18 protein-coding genes and 1 pseudogene are annotated in these 18,853 nt (G+C 72.9%); 9 read left to right on the top strand and 10 right to left on the bottom strand.

All coding sequences use genetic code 11. From position 1 onward, the window contains the following. Positions 1 to 138: pseudogene (locus tag IF89_RS44840) on the top strand (ABC transporter permease); the annotation flags it as partial. Between the two features lie 134 nt (positions 139 to 272). After that, positions 273 to 1,139, top strand: coding sequence for a glutathione S-transferase C-terminal domain-containing protein (locus tag IF89_RS0131075; protein WP_030775107.1), 867 nt, complete (start codon positions 273 to 275; stop codon positions 1,137 to 1,139). A gap of 16 nt (positions 1,140 to 1,155) precedes the next feature. Here the strand turns inward: IF89_RS0131075 and IF89_RS0131070 are convergent, their stop codons facing one another. The 4 genes from IF89_RS0131070 to IF89_RS0131055 all read right to left on the bottom strand — a co-directional run bounded on the left by IF89_RS0131070 (position 1,156) and on the right by IF89_RS0131055 (position 4,903). Further along, positions 1,156 to 2,313, bottom strand: coding sequence for an aryl-sulfate sulfotransferase (locus IF89_RS0131070; RefSeq protein ID WP_043194630.1), 1,158 nt, complete (start codon positions 2,311 to 2,313; stop codon positions 1,156 to 1,158). A gap of 26 nt (positions 2,314 to 2,339) precedes the next feature. After that, positions 2,340 to 3,341 (bottom strand): ABC transporter substrate-binding protein, encoded by a 1,002-nt coding sequence (locus IF89_RS0131065; RefSeq protein ID WP_030775104.1) that lies wholly within the window; start codon positions 3,339 to 3,341, stop codon positions 2,340 to 2,342. 69 nt (positions 3,342 to 3,410) lie between these two features. Next, entirely contained in the window at positions 3,411 to 4,127 is a 717-nt protein-coding gene (locus IF89_RS0131060; protein ID WP_030775102.1) for an ABC transporter ATP-binding protein, read from the bottom strand. Then, entirely contained in the window at positions 4,124 to 4,903 is a 780-nt protein-coding gene (locus IF89_RS0131055) for an ABC transporter permease (protein WP_030775100.1), read from the bottom strand. Before IF89_RS0131055 ends, IF89_RS0131060 begins: the two co-directional genes overlap by 4 nt. Before the next feature lie 127 nt (positions 4,904 to 5,030). On the opposite strand from IF89_RS0131055, the gene IF89_RS0131050 reads away from it, so the two are divergent. After that, complete coding sequence (locus IF89_RS0131050; RefSeq protein ID WP_030775098.1) at positions 5,031 to 5,600, top strand: helix-turn-helix domain-containing protein; 570 nt, start codon at positions 5,031 to 5,033, stop codon at positions 5,598 to 5,600. Between the two features lie 170 nt (positions 5,601 to 5,770). Then, positions 5,771 to 6,610: a polysaccharide deacetylase family protein gene (locus IF89_RS0131045; protein ID WP_030775096.1), complete on the top strand. Its 840-nt coding sequence runs from the start codon at positions 5,771 to 5,773 to the stop codon at positions 6,608 to 6,610. 39 nt (positions 6,611 to 6,649) lie between these two features. Here IF89_RS0131045 and IF89_RS0131040 read toward each other — a convergent pair whose 3' ends face one another. Further along, the gene (locus tag IF89_RS0131040; RefSeq protein WP_030775094.1) at positions 6,650 to 7,234 is read right to left on the bottom strand and encodes a TetR/AcrR family transcriptional regulator; all 585 of its coding nucleotides are present in this window, start codon (positions 7,232 to 7,234) and stop codon (positions 6,650 to 6,652) included. A gap of 73 nt (positions 7,235 to 7,307) precedes the next feature. Between IF89_RS0131040 and IF89_RS0131035 the strand changes: the two genes are divergently transcribed. Then, the gene (locus tag IF89_RS0131035) at positions 7,308 to 9,164 is read left to right on the top strand and encodes an ABC transporter ATP-binding protein (RefSeq protein ID WP_234327931.1); all 1,857 of its coding nucleotides are present in this window, start codon (positions 7,308 to 7,310) and stop codon (positions 9,162 to 9,164) included. 37 nt (positions 9,165 to 9,201) lie between these two features. Here the strand turns inward: IF89_RS0131035 and IF89_RS0131030 are convergent, their stop codons facing one another. Continuing rightward, positions 9,202 to 10,698 carry a SpoIIE family protein phosphatase gene (locus IF89_RS0131030; RefSeq protein WP_030775090.1) on the bottom strand — a complete coding sequence of 499 codons (1,497 nt, stop codon included), beginning with the start codon at positions 10,696 to 10,698 and terminating at the stop codon, positions 9,202 to 9,204. 298 nt (positions 10,699 to 10,996) lie between these two features. Further along, entirely contained in the window at positions 10,997 to 12,190 is a 1,194-nt protein-coding gene (locus IF89_RS0131025; protein WP_030775089.1) for an FAD-dependent oxidoreductase, read from the bottom strand. A 165-nt stretch (positions 12,191 to 12,355) separates the two neighbouring features. Between IF89_RS0131025 and IF89_RS0131020 the strand changes: the two genes are divergently transcribed. Then, the gene (locus IF89_RS0131020) at positions 12,356 to 12,580 is read left to right on the top strand and encodes a hypothetical protein (protein ID WP_030775087.1); all 225 of its coding nucleotides are present in this window, start codon (positions 12,356 to 12,358) and stop codon (positions 12,578 to 12,580) included. Positions 12,581 to 12,700: 120 nt separating this feature from the next. Here IF89_RS0131020 and IF89_RS0131015 read toward each other — a convergent pair whose 3' ends face one another. The 3 genes from IF89_RS0131015 to IF89_RS0131005 all read right to left on the bottom strand — a co-directional run bounded on the left by IF89_RS0131015 (position 12,701) and on the right by IF89_RS0131005 (position 15,908). Continuing rightward, complete coding sequence (locus IF89_RS0131015; protein ID WP_030775085.1) at positions 12,701 to 13,159, bottom strand: NUDIX hydrolase; 459 nt, start codon at positions 13,157 to 13,159, stop codon at positions 12,701 to 12,703. Between the two features lie 363 nt (positions 13,160 to 13,522). Beyond that, a complete protein-coding gene (locus tag IF89_RS0131010) occupies positions 13,523 to 14,971 on the bottom strand; it encodes an alpha/beta hydrolase (protein WP_234327930.1) in 1,449 nt (482 codons plus the stop codon). Between the two features lie 256 nt (positions 14,972 to 15,227). Next, entirely contained in the window at positions 15,228 to 15,908 is a 681-nt protein-coding gene (locus IF89_RS0131005) for an NAD(P)H oxidoreductase (RefSeq protein ID WP_030775082.1), read from the bottom strand. Between the two features lie 110 nt (positions 15,909 to 16,018). On the opposite strand from IF89_RS0131005, the gene IF89_RS0131000 reads away from it, so the two are divergent. The 3 genes from IF89_RS0131000 to IF89_RS46185 all read left to right on the top strand — a co-directional run bounded on the left by IF89_RS0131000 (position 16,019) and on the right by IF89_RS46185 (position 18,766). Next, the gene (locus IF89_RS0131000) at positions 16,019 to 16,948 is read left to right on the top strand and encodes an AraC family transcriptional regulator (RefSeq protein ID WP_030775080.1); all 930 of its coding nucleotides are present in this window, start codon (positions 16,019 to 16,021) and stop codon (positions 16,946 to 16,948) included. A 186-nt stretch (positions 16,949 to 17,134) separates the two neighbouring features. Then, positions 17,135 to 17,647, top strand: coding sequence for a TetR/AcrR family transcriptional regulator (locus IF89_RS0130995; protein ID WP_051807871.1), 513 nt, complete (start codon positions 17,135 to 17,137; stop codon positions 17,645 to 17,647). A gap of 360 nt (positions 17,648 to 18,007) precedes the next feature. Beyond that, on the top strand, positions 18,008 to 18,766 hold the full coding sequence (locus IF89_RS46185; RefSeq protein WP_158717944.1) for a fibronectin type III domain-containing protein: 759 nt from the start codon (positions 18,008 to 18,010) through the stop codon (positions 18,764 to 18,766). Positions 18,767 to 18,853: the final 87 nt, after the last annotated feature.

Genomic DNA, 18,853 nt, shown 5'->3' with positions numbered 1-18,853 from the left:
CGCAACAACATCGACCTCCCCGGCGTCTTCCTCGCCATCATCCTGATCCTCGTCGTCGGCATCGCCATCGACCTGCTGATCTTCAGCCCCGTCGAACGCCACGTGCTGCGCAGCCGCGGCCTGCTGCTCAAGGACTGAAGGAAGCACCGTCCTTCACCGTCTCGACAGCGCCCGGACGCGGGTCGACACTCCCGTTCCGGCGAATCCTGGTGAACAAGTAGGGAATAGGTCGCCCGCACTGCGGCGGCACCGAGCAAGCACAAGGGAGACGCATGTCCGCCACGTACCCGCAAGCCGTGCCGTCGCCGTCGCCGACCTTCCGGAGCAGGATCGGCCGCGACGCGCGCAGCGGCTTCCCGGCCGTCCCGCACCGCTACCGTCTCCACCTCACGCCCTCGTGCCCCAGCTGTCTGCGCATTGCCGTCACGCACAGCCTGCTGGGCCTGCAGGACGCCCTCCCGGTGCTGCCCCTGCCCGCCGTCCCCGACGCTCACGACGGCGGGTACACGGCGTTGCGCCCGCTGTACGAGGCCAGTGCGCACCTGTACCCGGGGCCGGCTCTGGCCCCGGTCCTCAGCGACGGCTGGACCGGGCGGATCGTCAGTACGCACGCCCCGTACATCCTCCAGGACCTCGTCCGGCGGTTCGGGGACGCCGGGCCGCGCCTGTACCCCGACGGCGCCGATGCCCGCATCGAGGAGGTCCGCCGGCTGTGCGCCCGGGGCATCAACGCGGCGGCGCAGCGCGCCGGCCGCTCCGGTGCCGACGCGGCGGACCGCGAGGCCGCTCTCGCGACCCTGCTGCGCCAACTGGGTGCGCTGGAGAGGCGTCTGGCGTGTTCCGACCATCCGGTGGGCGACCGGCTGACGGCAGCCGATGTGGAATTGTGGGTGACGCTGGTGCAGCTGGACACGGTGCACCGCTGGCACCTGGACGCGGCGGCGGTGTACCGCATCACCGATCACCCCCGTCTGTGGTCCTACGCACGCAGACTGGCGGCCCACCCCGCTTTCGGGTCCCACCTCGACCTGGACGGCATCGCCCGCCGGCACCACGCCCGCTGCCGCGGCGAGGAGGCGGCGGGCGCGGCGGTACGGATCGTGGACTGGGCCGCCTACGCGCCGGCCGCCCGGCCGTGAGACCCCTTCGGCCGGGTCAGGCGGTCGGGGGCAGCCAGGGGATCCGGTCGGCGGGGTAGCGGTGGGCGCGGAAGACGGAGTTCTGGGCGCCGGCCGAGGACTCCAGGCCGACGCCGTCGCCGAACGACCGGAACTGCGGGACCACGAACTCCCAGACGACCTGGCCCTCGGGCGTGACCTCGAACAGCCGGCCGAAGGAGCCCTCGGCGATGAACGTGTTGCCGTTGGGCAGGCGTTGGGCGCTGGACATGTACGGGCTGAAGAAGTTCTGCGGCGGATTGTCCTGGTAGGACCACACCTCCTCACCGGTGCGCGGGTCCAGCTCCAGCACCCGCGAGTACGGCACGGAGGTGGTGTCGCGGTAGGTGCCGTTGTCGAAGACGAGGATGGTGCCGCTCGGGAGCTCGTGCGGGTGGTGCTGCTGGGCCAGCACGTCCCGGCCGATGTGCCACAGGACGGAGCCGTCGGTACGGTCGACGGCCACGGCGGAGGAGACGCTGCGGAAGCCGAGGACGATCGAGCCGTCGGCGCTCTCGTTGACGGTGTTGGCCATGGGCCAGTGCTCACGGGCGAAGTGCGGGTCGAGCGGGAAGTCCTCGGGGTCGAGGTGGTCGATGGCGGCCCAGCGCCACACCTCCTGCCCGTCCCACGTCAGTTCGTACACGACGTCTCCGTAGATGACCCCGCCCGGGGCCTCGGAGCCGGGGATGCCGCCGCGGATGCGGGCTGCGTCGGCCGGGGTGAGGGGCTCGACGACGGTGATGACGAGGTTGCCGTTGCGCAGCAGCGAGGCGTCGTGGTGGTGGTAGGGGTGGCGGACCTCGCGGATCACGGTGGAGTCGGGGGCCAGCTCCTGGAAGATACCGCCGTGGTAGACCTCCCAGATGGGGAAGAGGGTGGGGACGGTGGTGTCCTTGGCCGCGTAGAAGAGGTTGCCGTCGGGCAGGAGCTGTGCCTGCCGTCCGGGCGGGTGGGGCGAGTTCCAGGTGTGGACGGGCCGGCCCTCGATGTCGACGAGGTGGATCTCGCCCGCGCTGGTGATCGGGGTGTAGAGGGTGTGGCCGCCGTAGCTGCGCTCGGGATCGTGGGCGATCAGGCCGACGCCGCGGCGGCGCAGGGTGTTCTGGTCGACGGTCGTGGGGGGCGTCGGGGTCGTGTGCGTCCTGGGGGTCATGGGGGTGGTCCTCCTCGTGGTGTGGTTCAGCGGACGGTGACGGCGGCCGGGTCGGCGGCCGCCAGGGGGGCGGGGTCGAGGTACCGCAGCAGTGCCGCGCGGTCGGCGGCTCCGGTCAGGCCCTGGGCGGATTTGGCCCAGGCGGCCTCCTCCTCCAGCTGGGTCAGCAGATCCGGCGAGAGCGTCGCGCCGTAGGAGTAGCGGGGTTGCTGGGCGTCGACGTATCCGGCTTCGAGCGCGCCGCGGGACTGGGCCACGACGGCCTGCCGGGCGCGGGCCGGGTCCGCCGCGATCTCCTGCTGGGCCCGCAGTACGGCGCGCAGTACGGCGGTGGTGGTCCTGTCGCCGGTCTTCGGGCCCGCGACCAGGAGGGTCCGTGCGGTGTACCCGGTGAACGCGAGCTCGGCGTAGCGCTCGCCGAGTGCGGTGCGGGCGGCTGCGTAGAAGCTGGGGAAGGTGACGCCTGCGTCGATGTCGCCGCGGGTCAGTGCCGGGCCGACCTGGTTGGGGGCGAGGTTGACGACGGTCACGTCGGCGGCCGTCAGCCGGGCGGAGGCCAGCATCCGCGCCAGGGCGTATTCGACGTTCGTACCTTGCGGGACGCCGACCCGGCGGCCCTTCAGGGCGGCGAAGCCGGTGATGGCGCGGTCGGTACGGGTGAGCAGGCGCCAGTCGGAGTAGCGCGACAGGTCGGCGACGATCCGCAGGTCGCGGCCGCCGAGGGCGGCCGTGACGGCGGGCAGGTCCCCGACGACGCCGAGTTGTGCCTGGCCGCCGAGCACGGCGTTGAGGGCGTCGCGCCCGCTGGGGCGGGTGGTGACGGTGGCGTCGATGCCTTCGGCGGACCACAGGCCGTGCTCCGCGGCGATGTGGACGGGTGCTCCGCCGAGGTGGTCGCTGCCGGCGACGGTGACGGCCGGGCGGCCGCCGGTCCCGGCGTCGGCGCCGGAGCCGCCGGTGCAGGCCGGGGTGAGGGTGGAGAGCAGCGCGGCCAGGAGGACGGCGGCCGCCGTGCGGGGTCTGGACATCAGGGGTCCCTTCGGGACGCGTTACAGGTGCGGACGGGGTCTCCGGCAGGTGCGGGTGCCGGCCTGGGATCAGTCGGAGCCGAGGTGTCGGGCGACGAGCGAGCGCAGGTCCGGATCGGGAGGGCCGTCGGGGACGGTGTGGTCGGCGAGCACCCGGCCGGGGCTCCCGCCGAGGACGACCACCCGTTGGGCGAGGGCCAGTGCCTCGTCGATGTCGTGGGTGACGAACAGGACCGTGGTGCCCCGCCGTTGCCACAGCTGCCGCAGCAGGCGCTGCATCCGGGCCCGGGTCAGGGCGTCCAGCGCCCCGAACGGCTCGTCCATGAGGAGGACTTCGGGCTCGGCGGCCAGGGCCCGGGCCAGGGCGACGCGCTGCTGCATGCCGCCCGACAGTTGCGCCGGGTACTTGTCGGTGCCGTCCGCGAGGCCGACCTCGGCGAGCGCGTCCAGGGCGCGCCGGCGGCGTTCCGCACGCGGCAGCCCGAGCCGCTTGAGGGCGAATTCGACGTTGCCGCAGGCGGTGCGCCACGGGAAGAGCGCGTAGTGCTGGAAGACCACGCCGCGGTCGGGTCCGGGCCCGCGGACGGGTCGGGAGCCCGCCGTGACCCGCCCCGTTGCCGGCGGTACGAAGCCGGCGACGGCGCCGAGCACCGTCGACTTGCCGCATCCGCTGGGCCCGAGCAGCGCGGTGAACGAGCCCGCCGCCAGTTCCAGATCGGTGCGCTCCAGGACGGGGGCGGAGCCGTAGCGCACGGACAGCCCTTCCAGCCGTACGGCGAGGCTCATGATGTGCTCCAGTGCACGAACCGGCGTCCGAGGGCGGCGAGTACGAGGTCCACGGCCACGCCGAGGAGACCGAGCACGAGCAGCCCGGCGAAGATCCGGTCCACGCGCAGGAACTGGCCGTCCACTTGGAGCCGGTACGCGAGGCCGCTGTCCGCGCCCCCCAGTTCGGCGGCCACCAGGGCGAGCAGAGCGACCGATGCCCCGTAGCGCAGCGCCGCGAGTACGGCGGGGGCGGCCGCGGGCAGCAGCACCTCGATGAAGCGGCGGTGCAGCGGTGCACCGAGTGTGCGAGCGGCCCTCAGGTGGGAGGAGGGGACCCGGGACACGCCGTCGTGGACGTAGAGCCAGACGGCGAGCAGGACGGCGTAGGCGATGAGGAGTCGCTTGGCGGTCTCCCCGATGCCGAACCACGCGGTGGCGAGCGGCACCAGGGCGATGGCCGGTATGGGGCGGAGGAAGGAGACCACGGGGGTGACGGCGGCGGACAGCTTCGGCAGGTAGCCGGTCGCGAAGCCGAGGGCGCTGCCGACGACGGCGCCCAGCGCGAAACCCTGTCCGGCACGGGCCAGGCTCGCGCCAAGATCGGCGGCCAGTGTGCCGCTCCGGACGGCGTCCGCGAGCGCGGCCGCCGTCTCGGCGGGCGTGGGCAGAAGGGCGGGGGCCACCGCGCCGGACCGGGCGAGCAGGTACCAGAGGGCGAGCACGGCGGCTGCGGCGCCCAGGGCCGGGCCCAGTCGGCCGAGGGCCCGGCCGGGCGGTGAGGGGGTGGCGTGCACGGAGCGGCTCCTCGTCGTCGATAAGTGAGGTCAATAATTGACGACGCTTATGAAGAGCGTGTTGCAGCAGTACGAAACGTTTCCCGGGCCGGCGGCCGTTGATCGGCAATGGGGTACGTTCACCTGCGTGTCTCGACCCGAACCCACGCCCGAAGCGATCGAGGTCGGACGGGTGATCCGGAGCTGCCGCAAGCGAAACGGTGTCTCCATGGCCGTCCTCGCCGCCCGCTCGGGCCTCTCCCAGCCGTTCCTCAGCCAACTCGAACGGGGCCTCACCACACCCAGCCTCAGCTCGATCTACCGGATCGCGGAGGCCCTGGAGGTCAGCCCGGGCACGTTCCTCAGGCCGCCGGCCCGACCGGGTGCGGTCAGCCACGAGGGCGACCCGCAGGTGATCCGGGTGGACGAGTCCGCGGGACAGGTGGCCCGGGTGCTCATTCCCGGCGGGCGCAGCGCTCTGATGGAGGCGTACGAGCACCACTTCGAGCCGGGCCGGGGCGAGCGCGGCTGGTTCGAGCACCCCGGCGAGGACTTCCTCTACGTCCTGGAGGGGGAGGTGGTGCTGGAGGTGGAGGGCGAGGAGCCGCTGACCCTGCGGGCCGGCCAGAGTGCCCACCACCGGGGTGAGGTGCCGCACCGCTGCCGCCTGTCGGGCCCCTCCCCCGCCCGCACCCTGCTGGTGATCGCGAACGCCTGAGCGGTGAGTCTCCTCACACGCGGCGGGGCACCGCGGGGCGCCGGGCCCCGAATCGTCGGGGTGCGGGCCGTCGGGCAGTCCGAACGACCGAAGGGGCATCCCGGACATATGACCTAGCCTGGACCGGCAATGCGAGATCGGGGGGCCGAGCGCAAAGGAAGAGCGCGTCCATGGGCAACACCAGCAGTTCCGCTCGCCGCGTGCGGCGGGCGGGTTCCGCCGCCACGGCGGCCGTCCTCGGCATCCTGGCCGTCTCCGGCACCCCGGCCGTCGCGGCCACGGACGGCACGGCGGACGCGCCCGCGGACACGCGGCCCGCCGGTCCGGCCGCGAAGAGCGGGACGGCCGAAGAGGCCGCAAAGGCCGGGAACCCGGGATCCGCCCGGAGCGGGGCCGGTATCCCGCTGGGGATCTCACGGCTGGCCCAGGGAACCGGTCGCGACGTCGCGATCACCATCGACGACGGACCCGACCCCCGCTGGACGCCCCAGGTCCTGGAAGTGCTGCGGAAGAACCACGTCCGGGCCACCTTCTGCATGATCGGCACCAAGGCGCAGAAGTACCCCGAGCTCGTGCGCGCGGTCGCCGCCGACGGCCACCGCCTGTGCAACCACTCCGTGGACCACGACGTGACCATGGACCACAAGCCCGTCGCCTTCCAGAAGCAGCAGATACTCGAAGGCAAGGCCATGATCGAGAAGGCCGCACCCGGTGTGCCGGTCGGCTACTACCGCGCGCCGGGCGGCGCCTTCACCCCCGACAGCCGGGCGATCGCCGCGGCGAACGGGATGCGGCCGCTGGGCTGGAGCGTGGACCCCAAGGACTGGAGCCGTCCGGGCCTGCCGGCGATCATGTCCGCCATCGAGGAGAAGCTGCCCCAGCAGCCGACCGTGCTCTTCCACGACGGCGGAGGCGACCGCAGCGAGACCGTCGCGGCCCTCAAGGAGTACCTGCCCTGGCTCACCGAGCAGGGCTACCGCTTCACCTTCCCGGCGCGCACCACCCCGTAGGGAGCCGGCCCGCCGCCAGGGCCGCAGGACGGCCGGCCCTCAGGAGGCCGCCGTGGCCTTGCGCAGGGTGTGCAGGCACGAGGAGATCGCGGTGTGGCGCGCAGTGCCGTAGTCGCGCGCCTGCATCCAGGCCGCGTACAGCAGGGACCACAGCACGTTCTGCAGCCACTCGGCGTCCGCCTCCGCGTCGATCGTGCCCTCCGCCTGGCCGCGTTCGATGAGGCGAACCAGCACCCGGTCGGAGTCGGTCTCGTCCTCGAAGCCCGCCCAGGTGAGGAACTGCGGGACGTCGAACAGCAGCATGAGCCGGTCCCCCAGCTCGAAGTACTCCAGGCAGAGCCGCTCCAGCGCCTCGGGGGCCGGCCCCTCGTCCACCCGCGCGCGGACGGTCGCCTCGTGCAGCCGCTCCCGCACGTCCGCCCCCAGCGCCGCCACCAGGTCCGAGCGTTCGGCGAAGTAGCGGTGGACGGTGGTCCGTCCGACGCCGGCGGCCTCGGCGATGTCCGCCAGCGACGCCCCGTGATGGGCGGACAGGACGGTCACGGCGGCATCGAGGATGGCGCGCCGCGTGCGGGCGCGGGTGGCGGTCTCGGTGGCGGCCGTCGCGGTGTGGTCATGCTCCATGGGCGTACGGTAGCGCGCCTCCCACAATGAAACTCGCTTGACCGTATTGGAACACCACTGTTCCATTCTCAGCATGGCAGCTGACTCGACACCCCCGCCCGGCGCCCCGTTCGACGCGCCGCGGCTGCGCATCCTCTGGTCGTTCGCCCGCCCGCACCGCCGCACACTGGCGCTGGGTCTCGTCCTGGCCCTGGCCGGCTCGGCCCTCGGCCTGGCCACCCCCATGATCACCAAATGGGTGCTCGACGCTTTGAACGACTCCGCGTCCCTCAGCGGTCCCGTGACCGCGCTGTTCGTCCTGCTCGTCGTCGGCGCGGCCGTGTCGTACCGGCAGTGGTGCATGCTCGGGACGGTGGGCGAGCGCGTCGTCCTGGAGGCGCGCGAATCGATGGTGCGACGGTTCCTGCGGGCCACCGTGCCGGCTCTGACCCGCCGCCCGACCGGTGAGCTCGTCACCCGCGTCACCTCGGACACCGTCCTGCTCCGGGAGGCCACCGCCCAGTCGTTCGTCGGCCTGGTCAACGGCGCCGTGATGCTGCTGGGGAGCCTGGTCCTGATGGGCGTGCTCGACCTGGTGCTGCTCGGTACGACCATGGCCGCCGTCGCCGTGACCGGCGCGCTCTTCGCGCTCCTCATGCCGGGCATCGGCACGGCGCAACAGCGCTCCCAGGAGCACATCGGCCTGCTCGGCGGCCGTCTGGAGGGCACCCTGCGCGCCATCCGCACCGTGAAGGTGAGCCGCGCCGAGGAGCGGGCCGCCGAGCAGATCATGGCCGACGCCCGGTCGGCGGCCGAGTACGGCATCCGGGCCGTCCGGCAGGAGGCGCTCGCCTGGACGGTCGCCGGGTCGGGGATCCAACTGGCCATCATCGCGATCCTGGGCGTCGGAGCCTGGCGGGTCGGGGAAGGACGGCTGGAGGTCTCCAGCCTGATCGCCTTCCTGCTGTACGCGTTCACTCTGATGGAGCCCGTCACCACGCTCAGCCAGAACCTCACCTCCCTCCAGGCCGGCATGGCCGCCGCCGAACGCATCCGGCAGACCGCCGATCTGACGGCGGAGGACACCACCGCCGCCTCGGGGCGCGGCACGTCGGCCGTCCGTCCGGCCGAAGGCGACGCCCGGGAGCAGGTGCCCGAACGCGATGCGCCCGTACGCGACGTGCCCGTACGGGACGTGCCCGTGCTCGAACTGCGGGGCGTCAGCGCCCAGTACGGTCCCGATGCCGCACACGCCGTCACCGACGTACGGCTGGCCGTGCCCCGGCTCGGCCACACCGCCATCGTCGGTCCGTCCGGCGCCGGCAAGACCACCCTGTTCTCGCTCCTCCTGCGCTTCCTGGAGCCCGTCGACGGCGAACTGCTCCTGAACGGGCGGCCGTACCGCGACTACAGCCACTCCGAGGTACGGGCGCGGCTGGCCTACGTCGAACAGGACACCCCTGTCGTGCCCGGCACCCTGCGCGAGAACCTGCTGCTCGCGCGCCCGGAGGCGACCGAGGAGGAACTGCACCGGGTGTTGGCCGACGTACGGCTCACGGAGAAGGTCGACGGGCTGGAAGCGGGCCTGGACAGCCCGCTGTCCTCGGCGCACGTGTCGGGCGGCGAACGCCAGCGCATCGCGCTCGCCCGCGCCCTGCTGCGCACGCCGGAGGTGCTGCTGCTGGACGAGGCGACGGCCCAGTTGGACGGCCTGACGGAGGCGGCGGTGCAGGACTGCATCCGCAGCCGCGCGGCGACCGGCGCGGTGGTGACGGTCGCGCACCGCCTCTCGACGGTGGTGGACGCCGACCTGATCGTGGTGATGGAGGGGGGCCGGATCCGCGCCCGCGGCACCCATGAGGAGCTGCTGGCGACGGACCGGCTCTACCGCGAGCTGGTGGCGGCCCTCCGCCTGGCCACCACCACAGCCGCCACGCCGTCGCCGGCCTGAGGTGCGGGGTACGAGGCGGAGGCCGTCGGCCCTCTCGTCAGTCGGGGGCCGGCGTGGCGCGGGCGATCAGGAGGGCGACGTCGTCGTGGACGCCCGGGTGGCGCATCGTGTCCAGCAGCAGGTCACAGGTCTCGTCCAGCGGGCGGCCCGGGTCGTCCAGGGCGTCCAGGAGGACGTCGAGGCGCTCGTCGATCGGATCGTCGCGGGTCTCGACCAGGCCGTCGGTGTAGAGGACGAGCTGGTCGCCCGCCTCGACGGGGAGGCTGACGGTGTGGAAGGCGACCCCGACGCCGCCCAGTGGGGCGCCGGTGGGGAGGTCCAGCAGTGTCCGGGTGCCGTCCTGTCGGAGGAGGACGGGCGGCAGGTGCCCGGCGAGGGCGAGGTGCCACTGCGCGGCGCGCGGGTCGTGGACGACATAGACGCACGTCGCGATGGTGTCGAGGCCCTCGGTGACGTGGTCGAGGTGGTGCAGGACCTGCGCGGGGTCCAGGTCGAGGTCGGCGAGGGTGCGGCCCGCGGTGCGCAGCTGGCCCATGCTGGCCGCGGCCGCGACGCCGCTGCCCATGACGTCGCCGACGACGAGGGCGGTCTTGTCGCCGCGCAGCGGGATCACGTCGAACCAGTCGCCGCCGATCTCCATGGTGGCCTGGGCGGGCCGGTAGCGGGTCGCGACCTCCAGGCCGGGCCGGCGCGGCGGGGTGTGCGGCAGCAGGCTGCGCTGGAGGGTGAGGGCGGTGTGGCGCTGCTCCTCGACGGCCCGGTGCCGTTCGGTGACGTCGACGCTGGCGGTGGCCACGCCGAGCACGGTCCCGTTCGGGGCTTCGAGCCGGTAGAAGGAGATCGACCAGGCGTGGTCGTGGTCGGGGTCGGCCGGGGTCCGGCCGACGGTGTACTGGTCCACGATGGGCACGCCGGTGGCGAGCACCTCGCGCATGGCAGCCTCGAAGGACGGGTCCACGGCGGGCAGCACCTCGTGGACGTGCCGGCCGATGTGCTCGGCGGCGGGCACGCCGTTGAGGCGTTCCTCGGCCGGGTTGACCGAGACGTAGCGCAGGTCGGTGTCGAGCACGCCGAGGCCGACCGGTGACTGGGCCACGAGCCGTGCGGAGAGCGCAAGGTCCCGTTCGACCTGGCGTACGGTCGCCTGGTCCGCGGCGAGGCCCAGGGCGTAGTACTCCTGCTGGGAGTCCAGCAGCCGCATGTTGCGGAACTCGACCATGCGGGTGCTGCCGTCCTTGTGCCGCACGGGGAAGACCCCGACCCAGCTGACGCCGGCCTCCATGACCTCGGTGAACATGTCCAGCACGACGGGGAGGTGCTCCTCGTTGAGCAGCAGGTGTCCCGCGTACTCGCCGAGGGCCTCCTCGGCGGTGTAACCGAACAGTTCCTCCGCCTGGGGGCTCCACAGGTCGATCCGGCCCTCGGCGTCGAGGAGGATGGCGGCCACGCGCAGCACGTCGAGCAGGCCGCCCGGCCCGGACGCGGCCGGCCGCGCCCCTTCCGGATCGCCGTGCGGCGGCTCGATCGCGCCCATCTCGGGGCTCTCCTTCCGGCCGGTGCAGGCTGCGGGCCTACGCTTCCCGCCATCTCATCGTCCTCCTGCCCGGGAGGCGTGTGCACGCCACGCGTCCGGGCACGGCCCTCACCACTACGGCGCACGCGGTGCGTACACACGCGCGATACCGGTGCGTGCTGCCCGGACCCACGCGCCCAACGGCCCCGAGGCCGTCCTCCGTGGCGTCCCGGCTCCGGCTGCGCTCCGGCCGCACGGCACCCCCGCGACGGCCTTGCGGCTGAACGTCGCCCTGGCCGGACCTGCGGCCGCTGCGCCGTCAGGGTGTGGGGAGGCGGAAGCCGTTGAACAGGTCGTCCATGCCCCGCAGGGCCAGGCGGGCGGGGGTGGCGCGGACCGCCAGGTCGCGGGCGGCCGCGGCGAGCGGGTGGCGGAGGGCGCCCAGGCGGCCGACGCGGCGGGCACGGCGACGGACGGCGTCGGTGCGCTCGCGGCGGGCCGTGGTGTACGCGGCGAGGGCGGCCGGGACGGCCGCAGTGCCCCCGCCGGGGTCGGCGGCGCCGCCGGACGGCAGGAGGTGTGCGAGGACCACGGCGTCCTCGATGGCCTGGCAGCCGCCCTGGCCGAGGTTGGGGGCCATCGCGTGGGCGGCGTCGCCGAGCCAGGCGATCCGGCCGTGGTGGAGGCGGGGCAGCGGTGCGGCCAGGTCGTAGAGGTCGTTCTGCAGGACGTCGGCCGGGTCGAACCTGTCGACGCGGTCCAACAGGGCCGGAATCGGGTCGTGCCATGCGCCGAAACGGTGGCGGAGTTCGGCGCGCGGGTCGGCCGAGCGGGTACCGGCCGGGGCGGTCGCGGTGGCGTAGAGGTAGTACCGGCCGTCGGCGAGCGGTGTCACGCCGAACCGCGTCCCCCTCCCCCACGTCTCGCTCATGGACGGTATCCGCAGGTCGGGGGCGTCGACCAGGGTGCGCCAGGCGGTCTCCCCGAGGTAGTGCAGGCCGGGGTGGGCGGGGAAGTGGGCGCGGCGCAGCGGGCTGTGGATGCCGTCCGCGGCGACGACCAGGTCGGCCTGCAGGGCCGGTCCTTCGGCCGTGCGGACGGTCGGGCGGCCGGTGGCGTCGTCCACGCCGGTCACGGTGGTGCCGTATCGCAGGGCCTCCGCCGGCAGGGCGGCGGCCAGGGCCGCGGTGAAGGCCGGGCGCGGTACGGCGATCGGGGGCGTGCCGTAGCGGGCCGCCATGTACGAGGTCTCGGCGCGCGTGAGCCACCGGCCGTCGGCGCGGCGTACGCCCATGGTCGCGGGTACGGCGCTGCCTGCGGCCCGGGCGGCGTCGACGCCGATCGCGTCGAGGGCGCGAAGCGCGTTGGGGGCGAGTCCGATACCGGCACCGGTGGTGGGCGGCTCGGGTGCGCGTTCGCAGACGGTGACGTGCCAGCCGCGCCGGTGCAGGGCGAGGGCGGCCGTGAGACCGCCGATGCCGGCGCCGGCCACCACCGCGTGAAGTCTCTGCATGGGAAGCCTCTCCCTCCGCGCCCGTCCGGACCCCTCCAGTGGCCGCCCAGGTGGGTGACCGCCCGCCGCCTGCCGCTGCCCGGGCCCGGTCGCCGTACCGTACAGCCCGTCGGCAGGGCCCCGGGGGGGTGCGGGCGCGGGGGTATTGGTGCTTACACTCACCCGGTGGATGCGATCAGATGCACGCACTGCGGTGGCGTCGGGCTGGAGCCGGGTTTCGTCGAGGACGCGGGCGAGGGGGCCCGGGGGTACGCCCGCTGGATCGCCGGGCCGCTGGAACGCGGCCTGTTCGGGGGTGCCAAGCGGATGGGCCGGCCCCGGCGCCGCATCGAGGCGTACCGCTGCCCGCACTGCTCGCACCTGGAGCTCTTCGCCACCGAAGTCGTCTGAGGATCGGCGGGCTGGGCGGCGGCCCTGTCGGCACACAGCGGCCGTGCTCTCCGGCTTGCGCCGATGACGACGGGTGCGGCCGCGGCGGAAGCGGCGTCGGCCGTCGGGGTCGGTTTCCGATCACTGGCCGTCGCCGGTCGCGGTGGTCCAGCACGGATCGATGAGGCCCAGCCATGCGTCTTGGTCGTCGGCCAGCGGCTGCCCCAGGGGAAGGGGCACGAACCGGCAGGAGAAGGTGAGGCCGGCGTCGCCTCCGTCGCCGTGGACGTGGTGGTCCCACGCGTCGGGGGTGTCTGCCGGTGCCCGGAGGAGGAAGAAGCTGGTTCGTCGGGGTCGGCCGGTGTCCGGGTGGGGTTTGTCCTCCACGGTGATCCGCCGGACCGCCGTGGCGGTCAGCAGACCGGTCTCCTCGGCGACCTCGCGCAGGACCGCTTCTTCCGGCCCTTCGCCCGAAGCGACTCCGCCCGCGGGGATCTGGGTGCCGGCCTCCGGTATGCCGAGGTGGTCGAACACGAGCAGTTCCGGCACGGCGCGCTGCCGGATCACGTATGCGGCGACACGGATTCTGGGTCGGGTCATCCCGGCATTGTCGGCCATGAGCGTCTCGCTCGGGTCCTGGCCCGCACGGTCGGGTTGATCCCGGGGTCCGCGGCGGTACCGTAACGGTCCGGCCCGTCCGGCTCCGTCGGGGACGGGGCCGGACGGGCCGGACGGGCGTCAGTGCAAACATGTCGTTCCCCAGGGTGAAGACGGTCATCGATCCGCTCCCAGCCAACAGGTGGGGACGGAAGCGGACCATGCAGTTCCACCGGCAGAAGTAGGCCTGCATCTACTTCTGCCGGTGAAAGCGTCTGCTGCAAGCGCCCCTTGGGCACGTACGTGCCGGCGAAGGGCTGTCGATGGGGAGGGGCGGGGCGGCATGCCTCAGGCGTCGGCGGCCCGTCAGCTGCAGGTGCGGTCCTTCGCGGGGAGCCGGCCCGTCGTCAGGTAGCGGGTGACGTCGGCGTCGGCACAGGACGGGCGGCCGGTCCCCAGCACGCCGTGGCCCTCACCCCCGGCGACCGTGACCATCCGGGCGCCGTGCAGGGCCCGCCGCAGGCCCTGCGCCATCGCGATCGGCGTCTGCGGGTCCCACTCGTTCTGCACGATCAGCGCGTCGACGCCGTTGTCCACCACCGTGGCCGCCTCACGGGGAGCGGACTTCCAGAACGCACAGGGCTGGACGTTGGCGCCGAAGTCGCCCGCCAGGGGGCGGGCGGCGCGGTCCCGGACGGCGTCACGGCGGTACTGCTCGGGATCGCGCGGCCAGCTCCGGCCCTCGCCGCACAGAACGGCCCAGGCGACCGACACCGCGTTGTCCCCGTCCGTCGCTTCGGCCGCCGCCTCGGCCGCCACGGCCGTACTCGCCCCGGCCGGGGCTGCGGCGCCGGCCGCAGCGGCCCGGAGTGCGACGATGAACCGCGTGACGGCCTCGACCTGGACGAAGGCCCGGTACTGCGCCCTGATCGCGTCACCGTCGAACGGCCGGCCCTCCAGCACGATCGGCGTGCGGTCGGCGTGCGCGACCAGCTCCCAGAACGCCGCGCGTACCGCCTGCGGGGTCGCGCCCAGCCCGTACGCCGCATCGCGGGCCGCGGCCCACTGCGTCCAGCGGGTGAAGGCGAGTTCGGCCGCCTCGCTCGACCCGCGCAGCACGCCCCGCCAGACCAACGCCGGGTCGAGCGCGCTGTCGAGCACGAAGCGGTCCGTCCGCCGGGGGAACATCTGGGTGTAGACCGCCCCCAGGTACGTACCGTACGAGTGCCCCAAGTAGGAGATCCTCCGCTCCCCCATGGCGGCGCGGACCACGTCCATGTCCCGTGCCGTGTTCCGGGTGGTGATGTGCGGCAGCAGGTCCCCGGCCTTGGCCCAGCACTTGTCCGCCACACTCCGGGCCCGGGCCGCGTCCTGCTCGAAGGTCCGTGCGGAGTAGGGGTGGTCGAGGGCCTGCTCGTCCGCTGTCAGACCGCAGGTGACCGGCGCGCTGCGTCCGACGCCGCGCGGGTCGAAGCCGACCAGGTCGAAGCGCTCACGCACCTCCGCCGCCAGCAGCGGCGCCACCTGGGCCGGCGTGGTCAGCCCCGTACCGCCCGGACCGCCGGGGTTCATCAGCAGCACACCGCGCCGCTTCGCCGCGCTGCCCGCCTTCACCCGCGACACCGCTATCCCGATGCTCCGCCCGTGCGGATCGCCGTAGTCCAGCGGCACCTTCACCGTCGTGCACTCCAGCGACGCCGGCTGGTCCTCGGCGCAGCGCTCCCACCGCAGGTGCTGCCGCCCGAACCCCTCGGGCGGCTGCTGGGCCGTCTCCTGGGCCGCGAACGCGGTGGCCGGCGTGAGCGCCGCCAACACGGCCGTCGCCGCTCCGACCGTCAGGATGGATGTCGTTCGCCCAGCTCGCAGCACCGTGGCGCCCCCTCGTGTGGATCGTGCTCTCGGACCGCCTCAAGTCTCCGCTGCGAAGAGACCGCACCCCCTCCTGCCGGGGGAGGGCTTCGTGGTCCGACTCAAGTACCGGCGAGCACCCCGCACCCCCTACGGGACCGGCACCACCGACCCTGAGGTGCGACGGCGCGAGGGCTCGGCCGGCTCGCCGTATCCGGGGCCGTCAGACCGCGACGGGTTCCTCCGCGAGGAACTCCTCCACGAACTTCCGTGCCCGACGGTCGAAATCGCCGTACTGCGCCTCCCGTTCGGCGCCCGCAACCGGTGCGCCGACCAGCAGGTTCCCCTCGGCGTCGATGCGCTGCGGTCGCTCCTCCGCGTCCAGGAGCAGGCCCACCGTGGAGCGGGAGAAGCCACAGTAGTAGGCGATCCCGTCGCTCAGGTTCGCCTCCAGGACGGACTGCATCGACTCCGCGACGGGGTCGTCGGCGGTGGCGCCGGCCAGGGCCAGCCACAGCATGCGCTTGCCCGCCAGGCGGGGCTTGCTGCGGCCGTAGGCGAACCCGTAGTTCCATACGCGGTCGATCCATCCCTTGAGGACGGCGGGCACGCTCTGCCAATACACCGGGAAGACGGCGACGACGACCTCGGCATCGAGGATCCGCCGCATGTGGGCGTGCGTCTCGTCCGAGTACGCCTTCTCCCGGTCGCCCCAGTCCGGCTGGTCCTCCACGTTCATCCGCGGGTCGAATCCCTCGGCATGCAGGTCGAGCAGGTCGATGCGGTATCCGGCGGCCTCCAACCGGGCAGCCGCGCGGCGGGCGGTGTGGGCGGTGAGGGAATCGCTGCGGTGGTGCGCGACGACCACGAGGGCTGTCCTGGTGTCACTGCTGTGCTGCGGCACGGTGTCTCCCGAAGGCTCGATCGGTGCGGTGGGTCCAGTACAACCGCGGCGCCGTGGATGATCCATGGCCGGAACTCTCCCGCACATAGGAGATCGTCTACGCTTGCGCCGTGGATCCTCTGAGTTCGCTGCTGAGCGGCATCCGGGCCGAGGGCTCGGTCGTCAGCCACGCCGTCCTGACGGCACCCTGGAGCATCACCTTCGCCGACGCCGCTCCGCTCACCATGGTCAGCGTGCTGCGCGGGGGCGGCACGCTGCTGCTGTCCGACGGCACCGAGCGGACGATCGGCGCGGGTGACACGGCCGTCGTCCGGGGTCCCGCGCGGTTCCGCCTCGCGGACGAGCCTGCCACCGTGCAGCGCCCCCACACCGCGTACGAGATCAACTGCTTCACCGCGGACGCCGCGTGCACCGGCGAGGAACTGGACGGCATCCACTGGGGCACCGGCCCGGAGGGAGCGACGGCGCTGATCGTGGGCGCCTACCGCGCCTCGGGGCACCGGCACGAACGGCTCCTGCGCGCCCTGCCGCCCGTCCTGGTCATCGCGGAGGACGCCGAGGTCTGCGCCTGGCTGGAGAACTCCGCCGCGGACGCCGCCCGGTTGTCCGCCGGTTCGCAGGCACTGATGGACCGGCTCCTGGACTGGGCTCTGGTCTGCACGCTGCGCACCTGGTTCGACCGGGCGGGCGCCGACGCGCCCGGCTGGTACCGCGGCCTTGCCGATCCGGTGCTCGCTCCCGCCCTGCACGCCTTCCACGGGCGGCCCGCCGACAGCTGGACGGTCGCGTCGCTGGCCGCTCAAGCCGGCGTCTCCCGGGCCCTGTTCGCCCGGCGCTTCACCGAGCTGATGGGCCGTCCGCCCCTGGCCTACCTCACCGAGTGCCGCATGGACGACGCCGAGACACTCCTCGCCGACACCGACCTCAGCATCGCCCAGATCGCCAAGACGGTCGGCTACGCCGATGCCTTCGGCTTCAGTACCGCCTTCAAACGCCACAGGGGCCTCAGCCCCAGCGCGTTCCGCACCGCGGCAGCATGAACCACGGCCCGCAGCCGCCCGGACCCGGCCCCCACGCCTCGTACCCGGCGCGCTGAAGGCGCACGTGCCACCGGCCGTAGCCGGGGAACTCAGCTCGTAGCCCCTCCGAGGGCGTCGTCCGGAGGCCACGGCCCTCCGCCGCAGGGCAGGAGCCGAAGGAGTTCCGGACTCTCCGTCGCCCGCGCCCTGGTCGACGAGGGCACACCGCTGCAGCTCAACGATGTCGCACGCCGGGCCGGTCTCGGCGTCGGCACCGTCTACCGTCACTTCGCCACGCCCGAGGCGCTGCTGGAGACCGTCGCTGCCCCATGCCTGGAGACCCTGGCCGCCCACGGCCGGCAGGCGCTGACCGATCCCGACCCCTGGCGCAGCCTGACAGGCTTTCTCTTCCACACTGTCGAGGCGCAGGTCACCGACGCCGCCCTGCCTCCCGTCGCCGCTGCGGCCACGGACGCCGTGCCGTGCACCACAGAACTCAAGAAGTCACTGACGTCGGCCGGCGCCACCCTCCTCGCCCGGGCCCGCGATGCCGAAGTGGTCCGCCCCGACCTCGCCGCCGCCGACCTCGTCCCGCTCATGTGCGGCATCGCGCACGCCGTGAGCGTCCGCGGCAGCGTCCCCGCCGACCGGGTCGACACCGTTCACCGCTACCTCGCCGCCCTCCTCGAAGGCCTGCGCACGACACCACCGAGCGCGTAAGCGACCCACCCCACGTCGTACCGGCGGCCTCAGGCGCACCCGCCCAGACGCAAGATCGACCACGACCGGAGGCCTGTCCGTGTACGTCCACGATCGACGCAAGCGATTGCAGCTCGCAGAGGATTGCACTCCGCCGCGGCGGGCTCCGACTTGGCCTCCGAGTACCCCGGCGGTGGTGATGCCGCCGTGGCGTCAGCCCCGCTGCCCGTCGGTTGGACCGTTCAACTATTGCTACGGCTCCCGTACTTCAGTTCACGTCCACTGAGATGCGCGAGAATTTTCACGGTGAGATCCTGAGGCTGCACGGCCAGTCCTGGCCGATCTCGGGGGTGCCTTGGCGCCGAATCGCGAGGTCCCTGAATGAAACTCGGAAATTTTGCCGCAGTTGCCGTACTTCTGGCGCCTCTTGCGCTGATGTCCACATCGGAGCCTGCTGCGGCAGCCGGCCTTCACACGGTGACCGTGACCGGCGCTCTGACGGCAGTCGATGGCGGCGGTTTCGGGCAAAGCCAGAAAAAGAGGAGCCGCGATATCAGCGGAACCTTCCGCCTGTCCCACGCTTCACCGAGTACTTCGCGACTGTTCACAGTGTGCGCTGGTGGGGAAACCCGCGGTGAGGTCCGCATCCAATTGCGCCTGACTCGCTCTGAATCTGTCGTCGCAACGACGCGACTACGCCTGTACGAGGAGTCCAACTGCAGCAATGAGGATCTGGAAGAGACGCGAACAAGTTCAAGGACATTGGCTCCGGGTGCGTCCGGAAACGTGCAGTTCGGAGCGTACACCCATGAGGTGGGCTCGTACGATTTCACCTTCGTGAAATACCGGGTGACGCACGACGCGGGGCGTCCGGCCGCCCCTTCCAACCTCACCGCCACCCGGCTCCAAGGAAGGAAGGTCGATGTGCGGTGGACCGACAATGCCACCGATGAAACCAGTTACGAGATCCGCAACACCGCCATCAGAAGCAACGCGAAACCTCTGCCGGCGAACACGACGAACTACCTCTACAGCTTCAACCAAGTGGGACCGGCCCATGCGTGCTTCCAGGTGCGGGCGGTCGGCCCCGGCGGCGCGTCCGAATGGACGCCGACGGACCCCTTTGCGGTGTGCCCGTGACGGTGGGACGCACAAGGGTCGGACGGGAGTGACAGTCTGGTTGACCTCGACGCGACGAGCGTGGGCGGGGCAGCGCTGGAACCCCAC

Source organism: Streptomyces sp. NRRL F-2664 (assembly GCF_000719345.1).
Lineage (GTDB): Bacteria > Actinomycetota > Actinomycetes > Streptomycetales > Streptomycetaceae > Streptomyces.
This window is presented reverse-complemented; position numbering and strand designations above follow the sequence as displayed.

Bases quoted from the DNA above. Each gene is read 5' to 3' on its own strand.
- IF89_RS46185 (WP_158717944.1), top strand. From the start codon at position 18,008: ATGAAACTCGGAAATTTTGCCGCAGTTGCCGTACTTCTGGCGCCTCTT.
- IF89_RS0131015 (WP_030775085.1), bottom strand. From the start codon at position 13,159: ATGACCCGACCCAGAATCCGTGTCGCCGCATACGTGATCCGGCAGCGC.
- IF89_RS0131040 (WP_030775094.1), bottom strand. From the start codon at position 7,234: ATGGAGCATGACCACACCGCGACGGCCGCCACCGAGACCGCCACCCGC.
- IF89_RS0131045 (WP_030775096.1), top strand. From the start codon at position 5,771: ATGGGCAACACCAGCAGTTCCGCTCGCCGCGTGCGGCGGGCGGGTTCC.
- IF89_RS0131070 (WP_043194630.1), bottom strand. From the start codon at position 2,313: ATGACCCCCAGGACGCACACGACCCCGACGCCCCCCACGACCGTCGAC.
- IF89_RS0131065 (WP_030775104.1), bottom strand. From the start codon at position 3,341: ATGTCCAGACCCCGCACGGCGGCCGCCGTCCTCCTGGCCGCGCTGCTC.
- IF89_RS0131075 (WP_030775107.1), top strand. From the start codon at position 273: ATGTCCGCCACGTACCCGCAAGCCGTGCCGTCGCCGTCGCCGACCTTC.
- IF89_RS0131035 (WP_234327931.1), top strand. From the start codon at position 7,308: ATGGCAGCTGACTCGACACCCCCGCCCGGCGCCCCGTTCGACGCGCCG.
- IF89_RS0131030 (WP_030775090.1), bottom strand. From the start codon at position 10,698: ATGGGCGCGATCGAGCCGCCGCACGGCGATCCGGAAGGGGCGCGGCCG.
- IF89_RS0131060 (WP_030775102.1), bottom strand. From the start codon at position 4,127: ATGAGCCTCGCCGTACGGCTGGAAGGGCTGTCCGTGCGCTACGGCTCC.
- IF89_RS0131025 (WP_030775089.1), bottom strand. From the start codon at position 12,190: ATGCAGAGACTTCACGCGGTGGTGGCCGGCGCCGGCATCGGCGGTCTC.